Source organism: Actinomadura nitritigenes (assembly GCF_017573545.1).
GTDB classification, from domain to species: Bacteria; Actinomycetota; Actinomycetes; order Streptosporangiales; family Streptosporangiaceae; genus Spirillospora; species Spirillospora nitritigenes.
Genome location: NZ_JAGEOK010000004.1, coordinates 182,512 through 209,146, shown reverse-complemented (window position 1 = coordinate 209,146; position 26,635 = coordinate 182,512). Strand labels below are relative to the sequence as shown.

Genomic DNA, 26,635 nt, shown 5'->3' with positions numbered 1-26,635 from the left:
GCCGTCACCGCAGTCGATCTCGACCGCATGCAGCACGAGATCGACATGCTCAGCGAACGCGTCCTACTGTTCGTCGCCTGCATTCGCGCCCGCGAAGAGCTCTACCGCTGGCGGAATGCGACGAAGCCTGATGTGAGCGCCGCGTGGGCCTAGAGCCTGCGAGGGCTATTCGCTTAGCCAGCCGCCGCGGAGGCCATCGGAACCGGCGCCGCCATCACTGGCTTTGTTTGCGAGAACGGGTATCAGATGTCCACGGGTTTGGATAACGTCGAGCTCTCATGGTGTTGATCAAAGTCGGCGAGAAACAGCGCCATTTGTGGATCTCCTGGACTCCCGCATATATCGATGACCGGCCTGGCCGGTTGTAGACCGTAGTGTCGATCGCATGCTATTTGCGCCAACGCACTGACATGCCGATGAGCGTGAGTTAAGTAGGACCGCCTCTTTGAATGAGCGTCGAGTCCGTAACTATCTGATCACTTTGCTCTGGAAAAATACGGACGCGGTGAACGGTCCCTGCTGACCTTGTTACGTACCGTCGGCCCCGGCCTTGAACCCGGATCCGGTCAGGGGGCGAAGGTTGACCGGTCGGCCTGCGGGCAGTGGTGTGGGCTGGCCGTAACAGGTCAACCGGCATACCTGACCAGGGATGATCGTGCTAGTTAGAGATGACTGGCGAGTAACGTCGACAATCCCCTTGACTGGCCCCAAGTCTGGTGAAATCCTACAACGTTCTCCATGGGACCGCTGTAAGCGATGAGATGAATCGTTGGGAGAGTTGCCTCAATGAGTGACGATGTCGGCATGCCTTTTGCCGCGGTGCAGCGGCCACGTCCGCTTCCCGTTCTGGTCCTCGCAGATATCAGCGGCAGCATGGCGGTGGACGGCAAGATGACGTCGCTCAACGTGGCGATGGGCACCATGATTCGAGGTTTCGCGAGGGAACGCTCTGCCCGCGGGGAGATCACCGTCGGGGCCGTCACCTTTGGCGGCACGGGAGTCGCGTTGCACCATCCGCTCGTTCCGGCCGCCGAGGCGCGCTGGGCGGACATGTCCGCGGCGGGCGGTCCAGAGGGCACTCCTATGGGGGAGGCATTCGATCTCGCATGTGAGGTACTGGCGGACGAGAGCGTGGTGCCGCCGCGCGCGTTCGCTCCGACTCTCGTCCTAATCTCCGACGGCGCCCCGACCAGCGAATGGAAGCCGCAACTGGGCCGGCTGCTGGCGTCCGCGCAGGGCAGTAGGGCGCTGCGCCTCGCCATCGCGATTGGGCCGGAGGCGGACAGCAGCGCCTATCGGGTACTCGAATCCTTTGTGGCCGATCCGATCTACCCGGTGGTTCGGGCCGAAGAGGCTGGCCGCGTCACAGAGATCTTCAACTACCTCACACAGAGCATGAGCGTCCGCGCCAACAGTGCACGGCCTGATGACGTCTCGGTGTTCGATCCTGATGACCTGCACGACCTGAGCGACTGAACGAGTTGAGGGAAACGTGCCCACCACAGACAGAGTGTCCGGGCGCCGTTCTCGCCGCCTCCGGTCCGGTGACATCGTCCACGACGATCGGGGAGAGGCGCTGGAACTGGTGGAGGAGATTGGCGGCGGTGGCCAGGGAACGGTCTGGTCGCTGACCGGAGGCCGGGCTGCCGCCAAGATCGCCAAGCCCGGTTCCGGTATGGCTGCCGACCGGCTACGGGCTCGGCTTGCCGCTGTCCGCCGGTTCGACCTTTCAGGTGTCCCCATAGCCCAGCCGCTCTCCCTGCTCACCGGCGACCATGTCGGCTACACGATGGAGCTCCTGGATGCCATGATCAGCCTAGGGTCGTTGGCTGTACCCGAGCCTGACATTAAGGAATGGTTCATTCGGACGGGCGGCCTTGCACGGCGGCTACGGCTGCTCGCGCTCGCCGCCGAGGCGTTCGTGCGCCTGCACGCCCGTGGGCTGGCTTATGGCGATATCTCGCCTGGCAACGTCCTCGTATCGGCGGACAGTGGCCATGACCAGGTCTGGCTCATCGATCCCGACAACCTTTCTGCTGAGGTGGGTACGGGCGATCCCGCCTATTTCACGCCTGGCTACGGCGCGCCCGAGCTGGTCACCGGGCGCTCCGGACAGGACAGTCTTACCGACGTGTTCTCGTTCGCCGTGCTCGCATTCCAGGTTCTCTCGCTGGCCCATCCGTTTCAGGGAGACGGCGTTTACGACGATCCGGTACGGCTGGAGGAAGCCGCGTTTGCTGGACGGCTCCCCTGGATCGACCACAGCACCGACGACGGCAACCGCAGCCGCCTTGGGCTTGACCGTTCCATAGTGCTAACCCGCGGACTTCGCGCGCTGGCCCGCCGCACCTTCGAGGGAGGGCTGCACCATCCCGCGCAGCGGCCTGGGATGGAGGAGTGGCAGGACAAACTCGAACAGGCGGCGCTGCTCATGGTGACCTGCCCTGGCTGCGCCTCAAGCTTCCACGGCGGTGAAGACCAGTGCCCCTGGTGCTTCCGGGAGCGTCCTTCGATCCTTCGGTGTGACGTCCGCGGGTACCTCCCCGCCGGAAGCGTTCCCGGCACCAGCGATGAATGCGAGACCGGCAGGCTCCGGTCCCTGCTTCTCACCGGGCGGCAGGCTCAGACCGTACGTGCGCGGACCGCTCTGCTCCATCTCGATCGCGGGCCGGCCGACATTCCCGTCGACCCCGGAGAGCCGGTGGTGCGGCTGGAATGGGATGGTCGCGGTCAGTTGACCGTCCAGCGTATCGGCCGGCATTCAGCACGCATGGTCGACCGGACGTCCGGCCGGAGCATCCCACTCAGCAGTGGGGACATCTGGCCCTTCGACATGAGTGAGACTGGCCGGTGGACCATCCATTTCGGACCGCCCGGCGAGCCTCACCGCTTCATGGAAATCCTGCAGTCGCGGCGCGGTGCCCGATGAGCGCCGCCATGGTGCGGCCACAGGCGGAGCGCTTGGCCAGCGCGCTGCCGGTACCGCCGCAATTCGCATGGATAGAACTTCCGTCCGGAATTACGGGCGATGGGATGAAGGGCTGCGAGATCAGCTTGGTCCGTCTCGGTCCCACGATTACGGTCACGCAGCACGGACACGACGGCACGGAGCACGAGTACCTCGCGCGCGGGCGTACCGAGACCGACAACGATGTGCTCTTCTCACTGGTCACCGAGAACGGGCCTGTCGCCGCGTTCGTGAAAGACGTCTCCGACGGATGGCTGCGCCTCGGCATTCATGAGATCGCGGGCAGGTATGCCTGGGGCGAGCTGCGCGTCGGGGCGGACGAGCGCGTCTTCGGCGCCGTCCGCAAGATCGAAGGTGAGGACGCGCCGCGCGGTGCCCGAAGAGTGCTGAAGTGGCTGACCGACAATCTGACGTTTCAGACGCCGACCGGGCCTCGGCTCATCGTCATTCTCGCACCCGAGCAGGATGGGACGAGGCCGGCTTCCGTTCGGTTGCGTGGGGACGGTATCGCCGCCCAGCTACGCGAGATCGACGGAGAATGGCTGCTGGAGTCCGTGCATAGGGACGCGTCCCAGGTACACCACAGAGATCGGGTTGCATTCGTCCACGCCGAGGTCGAGTTCTTCGATGCCACCATGAGAGGTCAGCTGGAGCAGCACAAGCGTGACGAGATCGAACGTTTCAGGCGGGATCAGCAAGACAAGTCCTTCCTGGCCTTATGGCAGCGCTACCAGGATATGGAGAACAGGAACAGCTTGCGCAGGATGGCAGACTTCGGGTATCTCCAGTATTCCAGTTGGAGATACCTCGATGATGCTGAAGACATCATCCGCTTTACCGTCATCGGGGGCGGCGGCAGAGTTTTCCAGCGGTTGCAGGAGGAACTCGACGCTGATCAGGAAGTGCAGCTCGAATGCGCGGTCGAACTGCCTGAGGTGCTTGGCGGGGGCGCCCGGATGGCGGGCTCCGGCGGGCTTCTGGAACAGGACCTCGCCCACGGCAACGAGGTCGGAACCGTCCTGCACATGGATGCTTCGTCTGGTGCGGTGGACATGCGCATGGTCCGACGTCACCGCGCCCCCGGCCAGCGGGCCGACCAGGTCGCGCACCCGCCGCGCCAAGGCTTCCTGCACATCGGAGTGTGGGGCGACCGGCGTCGCCTGGAGCGTCGGCGGCGCGCGCTGAGACGGCTACTGAACCGTGAGGTGCCGCTGCCGCAGTTGCTGTTGCTGCTACAGGGCAAACCCGGGCGCGGCAAGGATCCGAGTCGGGCAATCCCGGCGATGTCGGAGGCCGCTGCGAAGTGCTTCAAGAAGCCGCCGAACGAGATGCAGAAACTCGCTCTGGAGACGGCTCTGAACACTCCCGACATCGCGGTAATACAGGGGCCGCCGGGCACCGGCAAGACCCAGCTCATCGCGGCACTTCAGGTACGGCTCGCCGAGGAAGGGCGCCGCTCGGCGACGGTAAGCCGCAGCATGCTGCTTACCAGCTACCAGCACGCAGCGGTGGACAACCTCGTCGAGCGTTCGACGGTCCGCGGCCTTCCCGCGTTGAAGATCGATTCGCAGGACCGGGGCTCGACTGCCCACATTGAACAATGGCGGACCCGGACGATTGCGGCGCTCAGCCACGACTTGGCCGACACCGCGGAGGGCCGCCTCGCGGCCGCGATCCGTCTCGTCGCGCGCAGGACCGCCGCCTACTGCGCCGCGCCCGAGCCGACCGAGGACCTGGCGCCGCTCATTGAGGAGGTCGCCGGGCATGTCGACGGGCTCGTGTCCGACCCGCTGCGGGAACGGCTCGAAGCGCTGGGCATGGAGTTGCGGGCAGCCGGGAGAACCGCTGCACTCCGGGCCGACAGCCGGCGGGAGAGCACGCTGCGCGCAGTACGCGGTGTCCGGTGCGTCCCTGTGGCCTTCGCCGATGACGGTCCTCAGATGGCGGCCGCGGCACTGCAGCACTTGCAGCGGCTCCCCGCAGCGGACGACGCCCACCTGGACCTGCTCGAACGGGCCGCCGACTGGATCGCCGCGGAGCCACCAAATTTCCTCGGCGACCTGGCCACGGTGCGCGATCAACTCCTGGACAGGCTGACACGCGGCGCAGACAGGCTTGTCCGGCCAGCGGTCCGCGAAGACGTCGTGGACCGGCTAAACGAGGTGATCGAGGATCTGGAGGAGAGACGCGGTGCTGGAGCAGAGGGCGTCGAGGCGGCCCTCGTGGAGTTCCTCGGCGCGCTGGAAGGCGATCCCGAGGCTGTCCTGGCGACCTTGCGGCTCTACACGACGTCGCTGGCGGCCACCTGTCAGCAGGCCGACTCACGGGCGGTTCGGGAGGCCAAGGACGAGGAGGAGTCGCTGTTCGATACCGTGATCGTAGACGAGGCGGCCCGCGCGAACCCACTGGACCTCCTGATTCCGTTGACGCTCGCCGCGCGCCGCGTCATCCTCGTCGGCGACCAGAACCAGCTGCCGCACATGCTGGAACCGGACGTGGAGCGGGAACTCCGCGTCGGTGGGGACGACACCCTCGCCATGCTTCGAGAAAGCCTGTTCGGACGCCTGTTCACCTTGCTGCACGAACAGGACACTGGAGGGCGCAGAGCCGTCCGGTTGAACGCGCAATACCGCATGCACCCCATCCTGGGTGACTTCGTGGGAAAGCACTTCTATGGCGGAGGCTTGAAGTCGCCCAACGGTGCGGAGGGCTTTGCTCACGGCTTGGAGGGCTATCGGGACCGCCCGGCCGCATGGCTCAACGTCCCCAACTCAGCGGGTCGCGAACACGCAGGGCAGAGCAAGGCCCGCCCCGCAGAGGCGCGCGCCATCGCCGCAGAACTGCAGCGCCACGTCCTCTCGCGGCCGGACCTGACTTTCGGGGTGATCTCCTTCTATAGCGCGCAAGTCCGGTTGATCTGGGAGGAACTCGTCCGGGTGGGGCTCGCGGAGCCTGCCAGGGACGGATACCGGACGACCGATGCGGTCGGGGAGAGACTGCACGTTGGGACCGTCGACGCGTTCCAGGGCAAGGAGTTCGACGTCGTCTTCCTGTCCGTCACACGGTCAAGCCCAATCCCAAGTTTCGAAATGGGCGACACGAACCCGGAACGTCCTCACGTCCGCTACGAAATGTGGGTGCGACGGGCCTACGGGCACCTCCTGTTGCGCAACCGGCTCTGCGTGGCGATGAGCCGGCAACAACGGTTGCTCGTTGTCGTAGGGGACGACGCCATGTTCATCAATGCCGTGGTACCTCCAGGGGTGCGACCGTTCGCCGACTTCCGCGAATTGTGTTCACCGGGGTCGGCATCCGGCATTCTGCTGGGGGAGCGCGGCTGACATGTTCGAGATCCGCCGCGGGGTTCTGCAGCCGTCCCGAACCCCAAACGAAGGCGACCAGTTGTTTATGTGCTGGCCGGTACTCGTCTACCGAGTTATCGCGCCAGTGATCAAGGTCCGTCATCTCAACATCATTGAGAGGGTGGTGCTGGCGCTGTGCCGCGGCGGCGTACGCCATCCGCCGGACATCGCCGCGCGCATCCACCAGGACGGGGAACTGTGCATCCATATTTTGGACCAGCTTCGGAAGGCCGGGAAGCTTGATAAAAACAACGTCCCGACCGAAGCCGGGCTGGAAACCCTCCGCACTAGTCGGGTGGGCGAAGAGCCGGAGTTGATCGTCACCCATGTCTTCCAGGACCCGGTGGCCCGGCGCCTGTGGCCAAGGACCGCGGACGGGCTGGTCTTCCAGCCGGTCCGGAACGTCAACGGCGACCAAGCACGCTTGCGGCTGAACACCGCCGGGGAGGCACGGTGGGTGACGGCTCATGTGCTGAACTGCTCGATCGACCCCGGGAAGGTGCGGCCACCGACCGCACAGGAGGTCATCGACGCTGTCGGAGCGCACAGGCAGGCGGAGATCACGCGCCGCGCCAACCTGTTCGGTAACGCCCAGGGACAACGACAGGCGGGTGCACGCCTTGCCGAGGAGGATCTGCAGGCGCTCACCACCGAACTGACCGTGACCTCCGGCCATACCGTGCATCAGGTCCTCGAAATCGGCCCCGCGATGCCGGAGTACCTGCTGGTGTGGTTGCACGGGAAGGACCCTGAAACGGGCAGATGGCAGGCTGCTGATCCGTTCGGGCTGAATCCGAACCCGTTGGTGCAGCGACTCCTTGCCGAACGGGTCCGCGACGATCCGGGTACGGCCCAGCGGGTCATGGAGTTCGCCGATACGGCCGAAGGGCGGCTGCGCCATGCCTACCGGGCCGCTGGCGCCGGAATCCGGGCGAACGCGGAACGCAGGTTGGTGCAGACGTTGGGCCCAGAGTTGCGCGGACGAACAAAGGCCCTCGACCTCCTCTTGGAGTTGGAGGAAGCCGCAACACGCGGCGGTGATGCGGGTGTCGAGAGCGTGGCTCGCGCTGCCTACCGGCTGTACGAGTACCTCTTCCGCCTGCTGGCGGGTGAGTTCTCGCTCCCGGCCCGGCCGAGCTGGGACGGCGGGTCCACCTCGCCTGCGGCTCCGGTCGTAGCGGCAGCGCTCAACGGCGCCGTCCAATATCTCGGATTCAATTTCTTGCCGGACAGGTACGTCAAACCATTGGACGCCATTAGGAAATATCCAACTCGACTCCGAGATGATAAAGATGCTGTCGATATCAAGAGTGCCTCTGTTAATAAGATCATTCCCTATCTGCTAATTGCTGCGGCGGACTCCGCGAGCCCACATCGGGGCCGGCATCCTCTCCAGGAACTTGCCAAACGGCGTCCCACCTTGTTGAACGATCTGGTGCAACTCGGTGATTTGCGCAACCGCGGCTCGCATGGTGAGCGGGACGCCACGGTCGAAGACGACGTTGAATGGTGCCGCTCGCTAGCCCTCGAGGCGGCGCGGCAAGTCGTCGACCTCCCTGCACTCAATATTGAGAGGAACGGATAGAGATGTCGAATAACCGTAACAAGCGCACGAAGAGTCAGTCTAATGGCAGGACGAGAGGCGGAGGACGTGCGGCGGGCACCGCCGAGTCGGTCGAAAAAATCATGCAGAAGGCGGCCGAATTGGAAGCGGCGGAGCAGGAGAAGCCCACAGCCGCACCAGATGCGGGTGTAGTGGACACGTCGGATGCGGCGCAGCCCAAAACTGTTGAGACCGGCCAGGTGAGTACCGAACGACTGCGGGACGCCGTTGCCAAGGCCGAGAGGGCGCGAGACTTGGCCGATCGGCGTGAAAGGCAGATCGATACAGCGAAGAAAGAGCTGGAGGAGAAATTCAAGAAGCGCCATGAGCAGCTGGACCATCGGGAGGAGATGCTGGCGAAGGAACGCGTTGCACAGGACGCGAAGCTCGGCGAGTTCGAGAAGCGTGAAGCGGCACTGCGCGACCAGGAGAACTCGGCCGCCGAACGCGCGGCGGACCTTCTTGTGCAGGAGCAGGAGGCTGCAGCTGGCTTTGCTGCGATGCGGCACGAGCAACTCGCGCGTCTTCGGATAGAGCTTGATGAACACAGGTCGACGTTCGACGACGATTTGAAGGAGCGCGAGAAGCGCCAAGCCGAATGGTTCGCCGCGAAGGAGGCCCACCTCGCCCAAGGAGTGCAAGAGTTGGAGAACCGGGCCGCAGAATTGGAGCGGACACGGCTAGAACTTGAGCGGACGCGTCGCCGTATCACCGCCAAGGAAGAATCCCTGGACCAGGAGGTGGCCGACCGGGTCAAGGATCAGCGGCGGGAGTGGCAGGCCGAACTCGAAGCGGCTGTGCAAGAGAAGGTTGAATGGCGACTGCGATACGACAGGATTAAGGAGCTCGCTGAAGACAGGGCGGAAAAGATCGCCGCACAGGATGCCGCCATGCTCGAGTTTGGGAACCTCACCGCGACGGAAGTCGTTGCGGAATTGAGGCAGCTGCGCTCCGAGAACGCCGAGCTGCACCGTACGCTGATGGCTCATCCCGCCAGTGAGCGGGAACGTGCAGAGGAGATTGAGGCTCAGAATCACGATCTGATGGTTGAGCGGGACAGGCTCGTAAGAGAGAACGCCGAACTGCGCAGGCAGTCGGCGGCGGCGAGGATATCGGCGATCGAGCGGGAGAACTCCCGCATGATCAACCAAGCGTTGGAACAGCTCAACAAAACGCTCTCTGATGAGATCCACCAGCAAACCGTGAAGCTGCAGGAGCTGCAAGTTAACTCACAGAGCAGCTCGCCTTTTCCATCCTGCTTCGCCATGGACGAGAATCAGCACTTCGCCCGCCGGCCGGAACTGAACCACGCCCTCATCGATTTGCGGAAGTTTATCGTCCGGCTTCGCGCGCGGATGGCGGCCGACCTGAACCTTTACTACTCCGAGTCGGACCTACGCTGCTTCGTGGCGGGGCTGGCGGCAAGCCGGCTGCATCTGCTGCAGGGTATCAGCGGCATCGGCAAGACTAGGCTGCCGCAGGCGTTCGCGCGAGTGATGGGGGCGGGGTGCGAGCTTGTTGCCGTCGCTGCGGAATGGCGCAGCCCGCAAGATCTGATGGGGTACTACAACCCGTTCGAGCGAAAGTTCTACGAAACCGGCTTCACTCAGGCGCTCTACAAGGCGCAACTTCCCCTGTTCAAAGAAAAGCCGTTCTTCGTCGTTCTCGACGAGATGAACCTGTCACACCCGGAGCAATACTTCAGCGATCTGCTGTCGGCATTGGAGAGCAAGGCTGGCGATCCGTCGGAACCGGCGAGACTGCAGTTGATGACGGCCAAAGTCAACCCCGCGCCGGCCTTGCTCTACGACGGTCGTTTCCTGGAGCTGCCGGACAACGTGTGGTTCATCGGCACTGCTAACAACGATGAGACGACGGTCCGGTTTGCCCCCAAGACCTATGACAGGGCCCATGTCCTGGAGTTGCCAGCCAAACCTGTGCCGTTCAATCCGGGGGCTGGCGGTACCGAGCCCATCGAGCCCATCTCGATGAGGGGCCTCGTGGCAGTGTTCGACGAGGCAGTGCAGCGGCATGGCCAAGCAACAGACCAGGTCCTCGGATTTTTCGACCGGGAGATGGAGGATCGGCTGCGCGATGATTTCGGTGCCGCCTGGGGGCCTCGGCTGCGGCGCCAAGCGGAGCGGTTCGTCCCAGTCACCGTCGCCGCGGGTGGGGACGCCGGGGAGGCCGCCGACCATCTGCTCGCAACCAAGATTCTTCGTTCACTGTCGGGCCGGATCGAGATCCAAGCGACCCAGTTGCGAGCACTCGAAGAGCACGTCACTGCCAGCTGGGCGAAGACGTTCCCGGACTCGCGGCCAGAGAAGTCGGTGCATGCTCTGCGGGGCGAAATCAAGTCGAGGGGGATCGCTTGAGTGACCATCCACTGATGTGGGATCGGCTATCCGGTCGCGTAGTCCCCCTTCGCGACCCATCGGTGCAGTTGGGGCGTTACCAGGTTCCCCCAGAGCAGCGCGGCTACAGCATCGGTACCGCCAACGCGGAACCGGGAGCGTACTTGGCCGGGGCAAGGGGGCGATGGACTCTGCGGCACGATGGGGTCCGGTGGTGGTCCGGAGATTTCGGAGGTGTTCCCCTCCCGGCGGCGGTCATCGTCGAGAGCATCAGAACGATTTCGAACAAGCTGCGGGAACTCGAACGGACCGATGCCTCCCTGGAGGCATGGACGGACGTTCCACCAATGATTGACCGAGTCGTGGAGCGGCTGGGACCAGATCCGCTGGAGAAGCGGCTGCATGCCGAGTTCGCGCATCTGCGGAAAGTATGCAACGCCCCACATGCCCGGCTTCGTACCGAGGATGTCCTCGTCCCGGTCAGTCGCGCGCGCCGCATCACCTGGCGCACTGTCACCCATCTCGCTGGGCACAGCGAGACCTGGGCAGCACGACGCCTGCACGGCGTGGAGCCCGCGAAACTGTTGACTCCCGTCCAGGTGCCCGACCACGATCTTTACGAGAACCGTGTAATCGCCACCCTCGTGGATCGATTGTGGAAGCATCTGCTCTCACGCATCGCCGAGGTGGACTCGATCGAGGGCATGGTGGGCCAAGCGCGGGTGCTGTTGCGGGAGATCGGGCAGCGCCACGACCACCGTGAGAAGGAGCGCCTCTATCGGTTCGTCGCCGACCTTCTGGAAAAGGACGATCTACCGCAACGCATTGAGGAACTCCGTAAAGACCTCACGTCTTTGCGGGATGCTCTGGCTCCGTTGTTGACTTCGGAGCTGCGAACCGCCGTTCGAGGGCCCTATACGGGTTCTCCTCAATTGCGCCCGACCAATCTTTGGGACAACGATATCGACTATCGGCATTGCCGGGAACTCTGGGAGGCTGAGGTCAAGTCGCACCATGCCGCGAGCAGTGAACCCGATGATGCCATCGCTCAGTGGTGTGGCGACTTTGCCCAGTACGTGCTGTTGTTGACTTTGCGTGCACTAAACCAACTCGGCCTCAAGGGAGAACCCGCTCCTGACCGGAGAGGCTTTCAGTACCTCAAAATGGGGCATGTCGTTGCTCTCAACTCGAATACCGACGACACGATCACGCTTCAGGTTGATGGGCGACCGGTTTTGCGGCTCGTACCGTTGCCGCATGCGTTGACAGCCGGTTCGGACGAGGCAGGCATGATAAGAGCGCTCGACACCCTGATGACTGCCGACCCCACAGCGGTGGCCGTCGTATACCCCGGCGAGACCCCCGAGCGAACGGCGCTACCGCGCTCGCTCCGCCTGCGGGTCCACACATCGAGCGGGATGGGCAAGCGCCCGGCCATGGTGCCGGTTAGCCCGTCCGACCTTGGCAGTATCAGCCGCATGGCCAGGATGCTTCGCAACGCGATCGACAGTCACATCCTTCTCTCATATCCGCTGAAGGTGAGGTGCCGGGTACCACAAGCAGAGAGCCTTGCCCGGCGTTTCAGGTGGATAAGATGGGATGCCGGGCAACTCGTGGTCACCGACCTGGTGCCGCAACAGGACCTGGAAGAATTGCAAATAGAGCTGAACAATCTCCGGACTCGTACGGACACAGCGAGGCGACACGGTGACAACAGGAAAGAACTGGAGGCTCTGCGCACTGACTTGTTCCACGCGATTCATGCGATCGCAAACCTCGCCTACTGTCCGATTTGTCATCATAAAGCCGCGGAACGTGCGTTTACATCGCGGGATGGAAGCACCTATCGTTGCTCCTGCCAGTGCGGCACGGTTTGGGAAACTCGGCGCTGTGTATCGTGTTCTCGATCCTATGCCGTCCTCACCGCGCCAGGCTCGGCTGAACAGGTCGGAGGCGACGGAGACCGACTGGACATGGTCTTCTCGCAAGACCTCCTCGCGGCACCCTGCTGGACGCGGCCGACTAGCTACATTTGTCCTTCCTGTGGCTGCTGTCCAGAAGCCAGATCGGAAGAAAAGTGTCGTACTTGCGACCGCTGCGACATTTTTCCGTCGCCTCGCGACCTTTAAGTGAGGGCGCCGCTTCGGTGGACTTATTGAGAAAGCTGTGTGCGACGCACTCGGTTGGCCCGGTACACGACTGCCCCGGTGGCTTCGTTCACACCTACTTCGACGGGCTCCTGCGCCCCGGCGCCTGCACCGTCTGCGATGAACCGCCCGAAGTACACCTGTGGGTGTTTATTTTCCTCACCGGCTAGCGCCCTTAGGGCCCGGGACGACCCGTGGGCCCGGTCCGCCAGCTTCCCCGCGCCCGGTGACGTTGCCCCGGCCGCACCCTCCGCCGCCGATGCGAGTTTGGATCGGTATGGGTTGGCCACCCAGTTGTCTCCAAGCCGCTCAGAATTTCCTGCCAGAACCCGGCAGCGTGAGGCATGGCGAGCGCGACGTGCTTACGGTTGGTGCTATGGGGTCGAACCGGCTGGCTGGGTGCGATCTAGTCGCGTATGGCGGGAGCGCCGAGAGCGTTGTGCTGATGCGGGCTTTCGGTGACCAGACTGGTGGGTTCTTCGTGGACGGGGGCCGGTGGCCCCGGTTCAGGGGTCGCTGACCAAAACCTGATGGATCGGCTCGGATCGCGCGGGGTCAACGTTGAGCTGCTGCCCGAGCGCTTCGAGAGGTTGCGGGCTGCTCGGCCGGCTGATGTGACGCTGGACGTGGCGATCGGGAGCGGCCTGGCCTGGCGAGCTTCTTCCGGATCGTCCCGGGACGGGGGCAAACCGGCGGCGGTGGTCTGAGCACGCTGGAGCGGGAGGTGTTGGCGGTGCACCACGGCGATGGATGGCGGTGTGAGGAACTGCGCGTCGAGGTGAGGCGGCTGGAGACGGTGCTGTCGGAGCCGGGATTCGATCTGTTGGAGGTGGACGTCGAGGCGGTGAGGCATCCGTATTGGCCTCGGTGGATCTGGCGGAATGGCGGCCGCGGGCGATCGTGCTCGAGGCGACGGTGCCGTTGACCTCGCGTCCCAGCCATTACGAGTGGGAGCCGGAAGTGCTGCCGGCCGGGTATGACGTGGCGCTGTTCGACAGGCTGGACCGCTTCTACGCACGTGATGACGGGCCTGAGCTTCGCGAGCGGATGTCGGTGCCGGCCAACGTGCTGGACAACTGCATCCCGTATCGGTGGGTGCTGCGGCTTGGGCCTGGTGGTTCAGAGATGCAGGTCGTCCTCCATGAGCGCCAGTAGGTCTGGGTGGTTGTCGCGCAAGTAGCGGGCGATCCACTGGCCGGCTGTTTCGGTCAGGCCTAGGGGGACTGTGTCGATGAGGCGGCGCAGGAGCATGAGCGGAAGCAGGGCGTCCAGTGCCGCGCGGTCGACCTCGCCGTAGCCCTCCAGGAGCGGTTCGGTCGACCCGCCAAGTGGTAGGTCCACGGCAAGCGCCCAGGCCAGGTCGAGCATCGGCGGGCCCTGCTCGATAGCGCCAGGGTCCAGGATGCCGGTGAGGGTGTCGCCGTCGAACAGCGCGTTATGGCCGACGGCGAGGTCCCCGTGGATGGGCGTCATCGGCATCGCGTCACAGGCGTCGCTGAAACGTTGGGCGAGGGCGGGGTACGCGCGGGGGACAGCGCGGCGTGCCCCGCCGAGCAGGACACCGAGCGCGCCGGGGTCGTCCAGGCGCAGGCCGACGGCTGGGCGGTGGGAGTGCCACGCGCGCAGCGTGCGGCCGAGTGCGCGTTGCTGCTCGACGGTGGGGTGGTTGCTATGCGCTCCTGGGAGCCGTTCGAGGATGGCCCACCAGGTGCCGCCGGGGTCGGTGCCGTGGTCGAGGAGTCGTGGCGCCGGGACGCCAGTCGCGGTGCGGAGATGTTCCAGGTGCAGGGCGGTTTCTAGGCGCTCGTGGGCGCGGTGCTGGAGTTTGATGACGGTGCGTTTCCCGATGATGATCCCGTCGTCGCCGGCTTGCTGGACGGGTGACCCATCGAAAGCCGGCGAGGTGGACGCCGACCGTGCAGCGCGATCGAGGATGTCGTTGGGGAGCCGGTCGGTAGGAATGAATGCCTTTCGGTCTGCCACGTCGAGCGGTGCGCACATACTGCGGTGCAGGCGCCGGAGCCGGTCTAGGGGCTCTTTCCAGCGCTGTTGGGCGGTGTCGGTACCGTCCAGCAAACGCAAGCCCGCGTCCTCTAGGGCAGGAAGATCGGCCCACCAGCTGGTCACTTGAACCCAGACGGGCAGGCTCTCGGGTTGCGGGCCTTGGGCGGACGTGGCGAGGCGCGTGGCGATGGCTGTGGCTTGGTCGATGCGTCCGTCGGCGGCGTACTGCAGTACCCGGATGGCTTCCGCGGGGGTGAGTTCACCGGTGGCGCCGAGCTCTTCGTATTGACGGGCTGCGGCGGCCAGGAGGTCGGCGGCCTGAACGTGCTCGCCGCGCAGGGCGTGGGCCATGGATGCGGCCAGGTCGCACTGCGCCACACCGATCAGTTCCCCGACGGCGGAGTTGAGGTCGCGGGCCCGGGGGACGAGGGCGAGGGTGCGGTCGGGGTCGTACCACATCAGCGCGAGGGCCAGATGCCGCAGAGCGCGGGCTTCCCACAGCGGCGTTCCCGCCGCCTGGGCGGCTTCCAGCGTGGTCTCGAAGAGACGGGCGGCATCGGCGAAGCGAGCATTGTGGATATATGTGTGGCCGAGCATGTCGGCGACACGGATGCGGTCGAGGCCCTCGTCGGTGGCCTTGTCCATCAGGTCGGCAACCTGCCGGTAGTCGCCGCGGCGTAGCGCATTGTCGGCCAGGCCGAACAGGGCGCTTGCACCGATCAGCGAGCCGTCGGCCGCGATCGCCGTCAGGTGCTCGATCGCTTCGTCCAGCCGTCCGGCGACGTGGGCGCGCGTGCCCAGCTCCCAGCGGTAGTAGTCGGCGAACGGGTCGGCGGACTCCGGCGTCGCGTGCTCGCCGACCAGCTCGTGCATCGCCTGGTAGCGGTCCTCGGCGTTGAGGTCGCCGCGGGTGGTCAGCCGGGCGACGGCGGACAGCCGCCTCAGCTCGGGTACCGCGTCCGGCGCAGGGAGGGACGCCAAAACCTGCCAATGGCCGGCGACGCTCAGGCTATAGGCGAGGTCAGCCAGCACCGGCGGCAGAACACCGTGCTCAATCGCAGCGCGCAACAGCAGCAAGAACGCGGCGACGGTCCGGCGGCTCCGCTCGGCCAGCGAGGCCGACTCCTCCTCGTCCCAGATCGACAGCGCGACCTTCGCCAGGTGACTGATGGCGCGCTCCAGATGTTCCCGGCGTTCGCCAGCCGTCCATCCATCGGGAGTGTGGGCGTCACAGTCCAGGACACTTCGGCGCAGGTTCTCGTGCAGCCGGTACGCAGGCCACACCGACTCCTCATGCCGGACGAACGGGCGCGAGATGAACGCGTCGATACGCCGACGGCGGATGCCCGGGAGCATCGATTGCAGCAGGTCGGCATCGAACGCTTCGAGCAGCGCGGCGGCACGCAGCAGGTCACGGTCGGTTTCCGACAGGTCCCGCATCGTCCGTAGCACCAGCTCGGGAAACCCGAGCCCGAACACCTCCGGTGGTGGCGTCTCGCCACGCGCGAGGTACTGCGCGTACAGGCTCGCCGACAGGTCCAGGTACAGCGGTGACCCGGCGGATCCGGCGATCATCCGGTCCCGCACCGCCTCGTCGATCGCGGGACGGTCCTCCACGGTCAGCCGGGACGTCAGGTACTCGTTCGCGGCCACCGGGTCGAAGCCGTCCAGCCTTACCTGGACCGGCCCGGCGAGTTCGGGCCAGCGGTGCGCGCCGCCGTAGGTCAGTCCAAGGGAACGGACGGGGTCGTGCCAGCCGAGCGGCAGTCGGCTGGCCGCCAGGAACGCCACGTTCGGCATCAGGTAGACCAACCGCGACACCAGGTCTTCCAGGCCGCCGCGCTCGGACGGCAACCCTTGGACGATCTCCAGCGTGTCGAGAACGCACACCGCGAGCACGGGCTTCTTGGCGCGGGCACGTTCCAGGTCGGCCGACAGCAGGACGGGCATGTAGCCGAGCATCCGGTCGGGATCGGGCTCATCAAGGATGGGGTCGAGTGCGGGCAGCTCGTTGCGCAGCGACTTCAGCTTGGCCTTCTGTGCGACGGTGCGTCCGAGCTTGTCCAGGACCTGGTAGGTGACGCTGATCGCGCCGAACCCGCCGAGGAGTTGGTCGACAGTCCCACTGACCTGGTCCGCCGCACGCCGTCCGTCCGCCGACCCCTTACCGAGAAAGGCAGCGAGCGACTCACCCGGATGCTTGCGCTCCCAATAGAGGGCCAACGCGACATCGAACGCCGGCCAGCTACGCGCCAGACGCCCCAGCCCAGCCCGGACGCGCAGCAGCAGCGACTCGAAGCTGGAGGTGTCGGGGTCCGCGAAATCCAGAACGGCGCACGCCCGGTTCTTCGGCAGCCCGTCCAACTCTCCCCGAACCGTGAGGTCAGCAACGTGCCGCGTCAGCGTCGACTTGCCGATGCCGCCCTCACCAGCCACCGCGAGGATGTTGGCCGCCGGCCGCTGGAAGTCCATCAGCGCCGGGACGGGCCACCCGCGTGCGGAGTGCTCGATCAACCAGCGATGACACCGCTCGATCTGCGCTTCCCGGTTCGTGAACACCTCATTGGTGGCAAACGGAGCGTTAGGCCCATAGCCGAAGAACTGATCGATGCTCACTGGAACAGCCGACCACATGAGACCGCACGATGACAACGCCGCCCGCAGCGTGCCCCCCGCCGGGGGCGTCGAAAGCCAAGCGCTCGCGGGTTGTGGACCAGCCTCGTGTGCTCGTGCATCTCCGATCGAGAGCGACATCCTGGCCTTCAAGAACAAGTCTGAGGCCGTCCGTCCCCGCCGCGTCCGCGAGACAGATGGTCACATCCCCAACGACTGGTTCCGCCGCAACATCTGGAACCCAGCTATCGCCGCGGCCGGCCTCGGTCCTATCCGCCGTTCGCCGCCTATCGCCGGGGCTCAACCTAGGCGACAACCCGGGTGGGTCTGCGTGCATCTGCCCAGTCTCGAAGTTCGTCAAGGACGAACAACCAGTCCGGCCAGGGGGGATCGAGAGCGACGCCGTCGCTCTCTTCGTCCCCGACCTGGATGAGGAGCTTCCAGTCGTCACCTCCTTCGTCCCAGATCCCCACATCCCGCCCGTTGCCTTCGAAGCGGATGCGCAGATAGGAGTAATCGAAGCCAGCGAGGCGGCGCGCTACAGCCAATCGGCCAAGTGCTGCTCGAACGTCGTCGCTGCTGAGATCAGGCACATGCTCACGGATGACCAGGACGCCCGCTTTCAAGGTCGTGATCTGACCTGCGCGTGTGCGTCGAACCTCCGCGACCTCCCAGGTAGCGGCAAAGCGTGACAGACCCAGGGGCGAAAGAACGTAGTCTCCCTGTTCTTGCTGGCTGGAGGTATTCGCGATCTCCGTGAGGACGGCGAGCATGGTCGGGGTCCTGCTGCCTTGGGGATCGAGGGCCTGAAGAAGTCGCTCGTCGAGGCTGAAGTCGTGGTCGACGATCAAATGGCGCACCTGATCGCGAATTGCGTGACTCAGTGCCTCGTCGAGGTCGTGATCGTAGATGCGGACCATTGCTCGCATTGCGGCAGCTTGAACCTCTGCTTTCGAGAGTCGTGCTGCAATCTCTGTTCTCTCGTCATCAGCAGCAAGTTCGAGTACTCCGTCTCGTCCCGCGGGCGACCCCCATAGCAGTTCCCATACGGCCAGTTGCGCTTCTATGATGCGATGTGCGTCCGCATAGTCATTTTCCGACAGCTGTTCTAGCAGAACACTGAAGATGGCCGCGTTCGTCGCGGTTACCAATGGGCCCATTTCCTTGACGAACTTGTTGTCCCGCGTGGCGACGGCGTAACGCCTGATGAACCGGTTCCAGGCCATGCGACCCTTCGTGCTGATCGAGAGCGTCCGTCTTGTCTGCTCATCTTCCAGTTCATCTTCGTGCTCCTCCGCGCCATCGGCAGACTCGGTGCCCCCCTCGCGCGCCAGATCCGATTCGTCATCGTCGCGATCAGGCGTCGGGGGGAAGACACCGAGGTTCCCGAGACGGCCACTGATTGCAGCGAGGATGAGTTGGATGTCGGACGGCGCGGCCCCGGGACCGCGGCCACGCGAGAGGTAGCCCGTGTATCGCGAGTCCCGCCGGACACGGTCCCAGTCGAGGTCGTCCCACGAGATCGACACGCCTTCGCCATCTGCCTCAGGCGGCGGCACGGTCGGCTTTGCCACACGCCAGGCCGTGGTGGCGTCGATGATGAGTGACTGCTCCAATTCATGGAGGAGCTCGATCAGTTCTGTTTCAGTGTCTGGAAGCTGGCTGATCCTAGCCAAGTGTTCTCGTCGCCCGGCTCTCTCCAAGCGTCCCCGGAGCTGGGCGAGTTGATACGGCCAGGCGTGGCTCGCGGCATCTTCATCGTCGCCGAGACGGACCTCGACGGCTCCGCCTTCCGCCACCACGGCAGCCGACTCAGCGGTGAGCTGCAGCACCACGAATGTACCGTCGGTCTGGACTGAGGCGTACTCAAGCACTACGCCGCCGATGGTCGCCGACAGCTCCACTCCAGCCTCGACCTCGTGGTTGAAGACCAGGGTGAGTGCCTTGCCGTCCAGCCGACTCCACAACAGGACCGGATGGTCTGGCCGCCCGATCTCCTCCTCGGTAGAAGGTTGGATGCGGAGCCCAAGCTCTCCGGTATCCGCGACGGGCGTTCGGAGCAGATGCTCGTAGAGAGAGGTGAAGCCTCCCGTTGCGCCCTCGCGTATCAGGCCGACCTCGATGTTCCCTGTCTCGGCGGAGTGGAGCAGGGCTGAGCGTGACAAGTTGGCCGATCCACTCAGGAGCGCCTCTCTGTCCTGGCCGATTAGGTGGACCCACTTCGCATGGACGTACGTCGTGGGGTGCCCCTCTACGGCGATGACCTCCGTGGATGCGGTTGGCACTCTCGACAGAACCGAGTTCAAGTGCTCGGGCTCGACGGAGGTCCCCTTGCTCACGAGGGCGGTCACCTTTGCGGGGGAGAACCTCGTGATCAGCTCGGCAAGGGCCGCACACTCGGGATCGTGGAAGGGGGCGTAAGCGACGAGTTCGTGGACTGGCCAGGTGACTTTGTCAGCGAGCTGGTCGATCAAGGACTGATCGAGGTTGTGCCGTATGAGGGTGTCGGCGACTCCTGTAGCCGGAATCCAAGGGGCCGTTCCCCAGACGTCTCCCAGTAACTCCACGACCGGGGGATCCAGGAGGCCGCGCCCAGCCATGCCATCGATGAGTGATCGCGCCGCCACGAACTCCGAAAGGTGGCCGGGGCTTTCGTCGTGATAGCGGAAGATGCTCCAGAGTTCCCCGGGCGACGCGTATCCGTCGTGACCGAGGTTTCCGGAACCGACGACCAGCAGTCCCTTGCGCTCTGCGGCCAGCATGATGACCTTGGCATGTGCAGACCGCTGATGCCGGATCGGCCCGGCAACGTACGTTCGGTTGGCCCGCCTCCAACGCTGACCGGTGGTAGTGGCCTCCGCGAGCTTGGCTCCGAGTTGCTCGCCATCGGCGAGGATCACCCGGAGGGGAACTTGCGAGAGCTGGCCGAGAAGGCTGGTCTCGAAGAATCCGAGCTCGGCCCCGAAGGTCAGGATGACCAGACTCGACCATTGCCCTTGGAGAAGTTCCGGCACGACGAGTTGTGCCGGGACGGCCGGCTCGGTCACTTGGGATCCTCCCGCGGGGGCTCGAAGGCAGCCGCAGCCGCTTCCATGTCCCCTGCTTCGAGGTCCCCTTGCACGAGCAGTTCACGGCCGGGTGCCGTCAACCTGCGGTCTGCATCTCGCAGGGGACTCACCAGCCCTAGCTCGTGAACGGTCGTGCTCAGCGCAAGAAACCGGCTGTCGTTGAAGGCCGCCGGCGCCTCTTGAACAAAGAACCGCAGCTGCTCGCCAGATCGCCGTACTCGGAAGGTGTCATACGGGAGCTTGGACGTCGCGACCCGTTCGTGCTGGATGATCACGTGGTACTTGATGACCCAGCGTGCGAGGCCGGACAGGGTGACTCCGGCAAGAACCTTTTTGTGGAGCTGGGTGAAGAAGCCGAGCATCCCGATCCGCAGCGATTCACCACTTCGGAGGATGTTCCAGTCCGATTCGAGGTCGGCCACCCTTCCTGGCGTGCCGAGTCGGCGGTAGAGGAGCAGGAGGACGGCCAGCATCGCCACCAGGGTCTCGGCATCGTCGACCTGAGAGGTGCACCGCTCGTAGAGTGCGTGTTCGTCGACGCCGGCGTTTCGCGGCCAGATGGCGTTGACGCCAGGACTGAGGTCAACGTGCTTGGCCAGCAGGTCGGCGAACGATGCCGCTGTCGTGGTCGTGTCCACCACGTTGTCGCCAAGATCGCACTCGCTAACGAACCTGCTCTCGTCGAGGGCCCGATCGACTATCTCCCAGAGCCGGCCGATGGGGGCCGGTGAGAGTCCATCCTCGGACTCGTCCAACCCCGTGCGGGTCACCCAGCCAAAGAGGCGGTTGAACGCGAAGGAAAAGTACTCGCGTGCCTGATAGAGCCGCCAGCGGCGAGCGACGACGGCCAAGTCCTCCCGCGGCTCGTACGTTGCACCTCCTAGCTCGCGATAGAAGGCGAGCTGGCGGAACTCATCCGGCTCGATTCCGACCGCCTGCGAACTCTGACTGAGATCGAGGACGAACCTTAGTGTTTCCCGGCGAGCTGCAGGCTCGTTACCGTGACCGACGTGTAGGAACAAATCCCGCACGAGGGGAAGATCAAAGTTCTCGGCAACACGGAGTCGGCATAGGCAGGCTGCGTTGGCGAAGGCGATGACATTTTGACGCGAAACGCGTTCAGGTATCTTGTCAGCTGCCATCATTTCACCAAGAGGCGTCTTCTCGACAGTCCGCCCATAGGCTGCAGCAAGTGCCCTGCCAACCGGAGTCGGGGCATCGAAGGGGAAGTCGTTGTCCGTTCCGGCTATGACCAGAACCCCCATCGCCTCCATGGCCGACCGATAGTACAGACCGTAACCGCCGAGCGGCTCCTTGATGTAGTCGTACTCTGGATCGAAGGTCTGGTCGTTTCGTAGACCCTGTACGCGCCGCGACCCCACTATGTTGCCGACGAGCGTGTTGTGCTCGGGAGCCTCGCACACATGACAGGCCATCGAGAAGAGTGCCTCACGAGGCCGGTAGAAGCTCCTGAACGACGCCCTTGTCCGGGGGATATGATTCTGATTCCAGAACGTCGCCAGCACCCAGGCGTAGAACGACCAGTACCTCGGGTGGATGGTCAGCACGTTGATGCCCGGCGACAACGCCGGCAGTATCCGGTCGGAGCTCACCGAGCCAAGACCCAGGTGATCCTGTCCGCCCTTGGGGTCATATGCCTGCGCGCCCCAGACCGGACCGGTCCTGTCCTCCCAACCCCAGTCAGATGTCGTGGACTTCCGTTTCGCCATGTCGCGCCGCCATTACTCAGGACTTCTTGCGGGGGTACGAGGCAATGCCTCCTTCAGGTCGGTCGTGGCCGCTTCTATGGATGTCTCCCCTGATGATAAGTCGAGAACTCCTCGAGGGGCGTCCGAATGTCCGCGTTCGGCTATAGCATCTGACCACCGGTGGTCAGGCGGGCGGCCGGTGAGGTACGCGTCGATGGGTGGGGTTGGGGATGCTCGAAGGTCGGTGGACGACGGTTACGGAGTCCGAGTTCGAGCACGAGCGGCGCGGCCTCCAGGCGATCCGTGAGCAGCTGCCGGATGCCGACCCGTGGCGTGCCTGGTCGAACTTCACGTTCACTGCTCACACCGGTCATATCCGTGAGGTGGACCTGCTGGTGGTCACACCCGGTGGCGTCCACATGATCGAGCTGAAGAACTGGCATGGCCGTCTGACCACCGAGAACGGCACCTGGGTACAGATGGCGCCGAACGGTCGGCGCATTCCGCACGGCAATCCGCTGCATCTGGTGAACCAGAAGGCCAAGGAGCTTGCTGGGCTGTTGGGCCAAAACGGGGAACGTGTGTGGGTGGGCGCCAGTGTCTGCTTCACCGACTCCTCGCTGCGAGTCCAGCTCCCGACGGGAGACCGGCACAGCGTCCACACCATCGCCGAGCTCATGCAGATGCTTCGCCAGCCGCCGAACGACGAGCGCCGGCGGATCACTGGTCCCCGCTCCCGGGCGATCAAGACCGCGCTGGAGCGGGTCGGTATCCGCCGCAGCGAGGCGGAGTTCAAGGTTGGTCCGTACCTGCTGGAGAAGACCGCGTTCGACACAGGCCCGACCTGGGCCGACTACCTAGCCCGGCACAGTGACCTGCACGAGATGGCGCGGGTCCGTATCTATCTGAGCGAACGCGGCGCCGACGCAACCATCCGCCGTTCGGTGGAGAACGCCGCTCGCCGGGAAGCCGCTGTCCTGCAGAGGTTCCACCACCCGGGTGTCATCCAGCTCAGGCAGTACGACCCGTCCGGCCATTCCGCCGGTCCGGCTCTGATCTTCGACTTCCACCCCGACACGCTGCGGCTGGACGAGTACCTCGTCCGCTATGGCGACAAGCTGAGCATCCTCGACCGTATGGCCCTGGTCCGGCAGCTCGCCGAGACCATTCGTTCCGCGCATTCCAGCCGGATCCACCATCGCGCCCTGGCGGCGCGTTCTGTTCACGTGATCCCGCGTCCGCGCCGGCGTGGCGACGCGTCCTCTGACGAGGACGCCCGCTGGCTCTCGCCGGCGCTGCAAATCTCCGATTGGCAGATTGCGACGCAGCGCGCCGGGTCGTCAGGCATGACACGTTTCGCTCCGACCCGGCTGTCGGCGATCCATGTCTCGGACGGCTCCGACGCCTACCTGGCACCCGAACTCACGGCTCCGAGCCCCGACGCAGTGGCGCTCGACGTGTACGGCCTGGGTGTGCTGACCTACCTGCTGGCAACGGGCAAAGCTCCTGGTGCGAGCCAGGCCGAAGTGTTGGCCCGACTGGAGAAGGGCGACGGGCTGCGTCCCAGCGCGATCGTCGACGGCCTGTTCGAGGACATCGACCTGCTGGTGCAGGCCGCCACCGCGTACCGTCCGGACCGGCGGCTCGCGACGGTGGACGAGTTCCTGGAGCTGCTGGAGTCCGTCGAAGACGTACTGACCGCTCCGGCCGCCACCGCCGATCCGGCGCCGGAGCCCACGCCGGAGAAGGATCCCCTGGATGCCGTCCCCGGTGATGTGCTGGCCGGCCGCTGGGAGGTCCGGCGGCGGCTTGGCACCGGTTCGACGAGCCGCGCCTTTCTCGTCCGTGATCTGCATGCCGATCTGGCGGTCCGGACCAGCCGGCCGCTGGCCGTCCTGAAGATCGCGCTGTCGGACGCGCGGGCCGCGATCCTGGTCCGCGAGGCGGAGGTCATGGGGCGGTTGCGCGCCGACTCCCGGGTGATCCGCCTGGTCGAACCGGAGCCGCTGACCATCGGCGGTCGGACCGTGCTGGCCCTGGAGTACGTCGGTGACGAGCGCGTCGCCGACGAGCAGCCCGGCCAGGGCTCCCGGCACCGCCAGGAGACCGTGGCCCGTGAGCTGCGCGAACGTGGACGCCTGCAGATCGACCAGCTCGAGGCGTACGGCGACTACCTGTTCGGCGCGGTCGACTTCTTGGAGGGCGAGGGTGTCTGGCACCGCGACATCAAGCCCGACAACATCGCGATCCGGATCCGTCCGAACCGGACCCGGGAACTCGTCCTGATCGACTTCTCGCTCGCCGGCTACCCCGTCCAGGAGACCGAAGCGGGTACCGAGGGCTACCTTGACCCGTTCATCGGCGGCCTGACCCGTTCGGTGTACGACGCGAATGCCGAGCGGTACGCGGTCGCCGTCACCCTGCACCAGATGGCGTCGGGCGAGCTCCCCAAGTGGGGCGATGGCAAGGTGTCGGTGAGGCAGCTGGATGCGGAGGAATGGCCCTACCCCACCGTCGCCGCAGACGCGTTCGACCCGGCCGTCCGCGACGCCCTGGTGGCGTTCTTCCGCAAGGCCCTGCACAGGGACGCCGCGCGGCGCTTCGCCGAGCTCAAGCCGATGCGGGACGCCTGGAAGAAGATCTTCCTGGACCTGTCCGAGAGTGCCCCGTCCACCTTTCCGGGGAGCCGCCACCCGGCACCGGTGGACGAGGCGACCGGCATCGCCGACGCCGAGCCGGAGACCGCGCAGCAGCAGCGCGACAAGCTCGCCAAGCAGGTCACGCGTGAGACTCACCTGACAGCGGCCGGCCTCACACCCGCCGCCGAATCGTTTCTGTACAGCCTGGGCATCACGACCGTGGGAGAGTTGCTCGACTACAGCCGACGCAACCTCGTCAACGGTCCCGGTCTCGGGCCGAAGACGCGAGCCGAGATCCAGGCTCGGCAGCGTCAATGGGCCGAGGATCTCGGCCGGGCACCGCGGTCCCCGCTGACGCCCGAGGGACGCAAGGCTGCGGCGAAGGAACTCAGCGAGGCCGAGTCGTCGCTGGTCGACTCGGTGGTGTCGGGCGACCAAGCGGATGCTCTGCCGGGCCGCGTGCTGCGCATGGTCAGCCTGGATGCGCTGGCGGCACTACTGGTGCCGAAGCTGAAGGCGGACGGTTCGAACCGCAACGAGGTCGAGATCGTCCGGCTGCTCCTCCGGCTGCCGGACGAGACCGGCCAACTGCCGGACCTCCCGGTGTGGCCGACACAGGCGAAGGTGGCCGAGCCACTGGACATCAGCCGAGGCCGGGTCCCGCAGGTACTGAAGGAGCAGCGCAAGCGTTGGCGCAAGCTGGCCGCGGTGAAGGAGCTGCGCGAGGAGATCCTCGAGTTGCTGGCCGGGTTCGGTCGGGTCGCGTCCGCCGCCGAGATCGCCGAACTGCTCACCGTCCGTCATGGCACCGAGTTCCAGTCGCCTGTGCTGCGCCGTGCCCTCGGCTTGGCCGCCGTGCGGGCGGTGGTCGAGGCAGAGCAGTACGACCCGGAGAACAGCGCGTTCCGTCACACCCCTAACCGCGACGATGAAGGCGGCGCCGCCAACGGCGGCCTGCTGGCCTTGGAAGTCGGCGAGGACGACGGTCCCGACACCCCGTCGGCACCCGGCCTGCTCGACTACGCCGTGCGACTGGGGCGGGTCGCCGACCGTTTCGCGCGCCTCGACACGCTGCCGACGGCCGCGACCGTCCTCGGCGAACTCGGCGCGATCAGCCCGCCGCCCGGCGCGATCGATTGGGACGAGCGCCGCACGGTCGAGATCGCCGTCGCCGGCTCCAAGACCGCCGCCGCCACCCCGCGGCTGGAGATTTACCCGCGTGACCTGCCGCTGGTGCGGGCGCTGCGGCTCACCCAGGCCGGTCTGGTGCGCCTGGTCCCCGGGCTCCCGGAAGAGCGCCAGCCCGGCCTGACCGCCGAGGAGATTCACGAGCGGGTCCTGACCCGTTTCCCTCGGTTCAACGACACGGGCGACCGGTTGCCCAACGACGGCCGGCTGACCAAGGCGCTGCGCGAGGCCGGTTTCGATCTGACCCGGTCCGAACGCCGCGACACCGGCACCCGCCGGTACTTGCCGACCGACCTGGACATCATCTCCAGTTACGTGACCGCCTTGGCCGCACGCCGCTCCACACGCAGGGGCGACGCGGCACGCTACTCCGACGACCCGCTGATGGCGGCCGCCGCGGCGGCCGAGGAACGCCTGGAATCCTCGGTCCATCGCGACGGCTTCCGGGTGCTGACCGTCCGCGCCGGCCTGAGCGGGGAGGCGGTGGCGGAGCTGTCGGGCGCACGTTTCGGCGCCGAGCCGCTGTCAGTGACGGACCTGTTTCTGCGTGTCCTGCACGAGCTGGTTCCGCCCGGCACCAAACCGACCTGGGAGACGATTCTGCGCGCGGACGTCGCCGAGCCCGGCAGTAAGGCGGCGATGCGGTTCAGCGAGTACACGCGAACGGCGTGGGGTCGTCTGGAGCCGATGATCCGTGAGCGGATGGCGTCGGGCACTGGGCCGTTGCTGCTGACCGACACCACTGCCTTCGCCCGCTACCAGGCGATGGGGTCGCTCGCCTCGCTGGCCGCCGCCGCCCGGAGAGGCGGACGAGGATTGTGGCTGCTCTGCCCGCAGGGCGACCCGTTCCGCGAACCCCGTCTCGCCACGGTCGCCGTCCCCTACCAGGACGCGCTGGGCGAATGGATACAGCTACCCGACTCCTGGATCAACAACGTGCACCGCGCCGCCTGAGCAGCGAGCCCACCACCAGGAAGGAC

The 26,635-nt window shown here is 65.6% G+C and carries 12 protein-coding genes; 9 read left to right on the top strand and 3 right to left on the bottom strand.

Annotation, left to right across the window (positions count from 1 at the left end; genetic code table 11):
- Nucleotides 1-27: 27 nt before the first annotated feature.
- The 8 genes from J4557_RS50755 to J4557_RS07205 all read left to right on the top strand — a co-directional run bounded on the left by J4557_RS50755 (nt 28) and on the right by J4557_RS07205 (nt 13,589).
- Complete coding sequence (locus tag J4557_RS50755) at nt 28-153, top strand: hypothetical protein (RefSeq protein WP_279576000.1); 126 nt, start codon at nt 28-30, stop codon at nt 151-153.
- 633 nt (nt 154-786) lie between these two features.
- Nucleotides 787-1,476 carry a vWA domain-containing protein gene (locus tag J4557_RS07235; protein WP_208265650.1) on the top strand — a complete coding sequence of 230 codons (690 nt, stop codon included), beginning with the start codon at nt 787-789 and terminating at the stop codon, nt 1,474-1,476.
- Nucleotides 1,477-1,492: 16 nt separating this feature from the next.
- On the top strand, nt 1,493-2,929 hold the full coding sequence (locus J4557_RS07230; RefSeq protein ID WP_208265649.1) for a protein kinase domain-containing protein: 1,437 nt from the start codon (nt 1,493-1,495) through the stop codon (nt 2,927-2,929).
- Nucleotides 2,926-6,309: a DEAD/DEAH box helicase gene (locus tag J4557_RS07225; protein WP_208265648.1), complete on the top strand. Its 3,384-nt coding sequence runs from the start codon at nt 2,926-2,928 to the stop codon at nt 6,307-6,309. The genes J4557_RS07230 and J4557_RS07225 overlap by 4 nt, the downstream gene beginning before the upstream one ends.
- A gap of 1 nt (nt 6,310) precedes the next feature.
- A complete protein-coding gene (locus J4557_RS07220; RefSeq protein ID WP_208265647.1) occupies nt 6,311-7,915 on the top strand; it encodes a hypothetical protein in 1,605 nt (534 codons plus the stop codon).
- A 2-nt stretch (nt 7,916-7,917) separates the two neighbouring features.
- Nucleotides 7,918-10,308: an AAA family ATPase gene (locus J4557_RS07215; RefSeq protein ID WP_208265646.1), complete on the top strand. Its 2,391-nt coding sequence runs from the start codon at nt 7,918-7,920 to the stop codon at nt 10,306-10,308.
- 341 nt (nt 10,309-10,649) lie between these two features.
- Nucleotides 10,650-12,416, top strand: a complete 1,767-nt coding sequence (locus J4557_RS07210; protein WP_208265645.1) for a hypothetical protein — start codon at nt 10,650-10,652, stop codon at nt 12,414-12,416.
- Nucleotides 12,417-13,301: 885 nt separating this feature from the next.
- Nucleotides 13,302-13,589: a hypothetical protein gene (locus tag J4557_RS07205; protein ID WP_208265644.1), complete on the top strand. Its 288-nt coding sequence runs from the start codon at nt 13,302-13,304 to the stop codon at nt 13,587-13,589.
- Here J4557_RS07205 and J4557_RS07200 read toward each other — a convergent pair.
- From J4557_RS07200 to J4557_RS07190, 3 genes are all read right to left on the bottom strand, one after another.
- Nucleotides 13,554-17,054 (bottom strand): phosphotransferase, encoded by a 3,501-nt coding sequence (locus J4557_RS07200; RefSeq protein ID WP_208265643.1) that lies wholly within the window; start codon nt 17,052-17,054, stop codon nt 13,554-13,556. The two genes, J4557_RS07205 and J4557_RS07200, sit on opposite strands and share 36 nt — an antisense overlap.
- 302 nt (nt 17,055-17,356) lie before the next feature.
- On the bottom strand, nt 17,357-20,098 hold the full coding sequence (locus J4557_RS07195) for a phospholipase D-like domain-containing protein (RefSeq protein WP_208265642.1): 2,742 nt from the start codon (nt 20,096-20,098) through the stop codon (nt 17,357-17,359).
- Nucleotides 20,095-21,849 (bottom strand): hypothetical protein, encoded by a 1,755-nt coding sequence (locus J4557_RS07190; RefSeq protein WP_208265641.1) that lies wholly within the window; start codon nt 21,847-21,849, stop codon nt 20,095-20,097. The genes J4557_RS07195 and J4557_RS07190 overlap by 4 nt, the downstream gene beginning before the upstream one ends.
- 209 nt (nt 21,850-22,058) lie before the next feature.
- On the opposite strand from J4557_RS07190, the gene pglW reads away from it, so the two are divergent.
- The gene (gene pglW / locus J4557_RS07185; protein WP_208265640.1) at nt 22,059-26,609 is read left to right on the top strand and encodes a BREX system serine/threonine kinase PglW; all 4,551 of its coding nucleotides are present in this window, start codon (nt 22,059-22,061) and stop codon (nt 26,607-26,609) included.
- The last annotated feature ends 26 nt before the right edge of the window (nt 26,610-26,635 follow it).

What these genes read in the sequence shown, in the direction of transcription:
- J4557_RS07235 (WP_208265650.1), top strand. Translation starts at nt 787, where the DNA reads ATGAGTGACGATGTCGGCATGCCTTTTGCCGCGGTGCAGCGGCCACGT.
- J4557_RS07215 (WP_208265646.1), top strand. Translation starts at nt 7,918, where the DNA reads ATGTCGAATAACCGTAACAAGCGCACGAAGAGTCAGTCTAATGGCAGG.
- J4557_RS50755 (WP_279576000.1), top strand. Translation starts at nt 28, where the DNA reads ATGCAGCACGAGATCGACATGCTCAGCGAACGCGTCCTACTGTTCGTC.
- J4557_RS07225 (WP_208265648.1), top strand. Translation starts at nt 2,926, where the DNA reads ATGAGCGCCGCCATGGTGCGGCCACAGGCGGAGCGCTTGGCCAGCGCG.
- pglW (WP_208265640.1), top strand. Translation starts at nt 22,059, where the DNA reads ATGCTCGAAGGTCGGTGGACGACGGTTACGGAGTCCGAGTTCGAGCAC.
- J4557_RS07190 (WP_208265641.1), bottom strand. Translation starts at nt 21,849, where the DNA reads ATGGCGAAACGGAAGTCCACGACATCTGACTGGGGTTGGGAGGACAGG.
- J4557_RS07220 (WP_208265647.1), top strand. Translation starts at nt 6,311, where the DNA reads ATGTTCGAGATCCGCCGCGGGGTTCTGCAGCCGTCCCGAACCCCAAAC.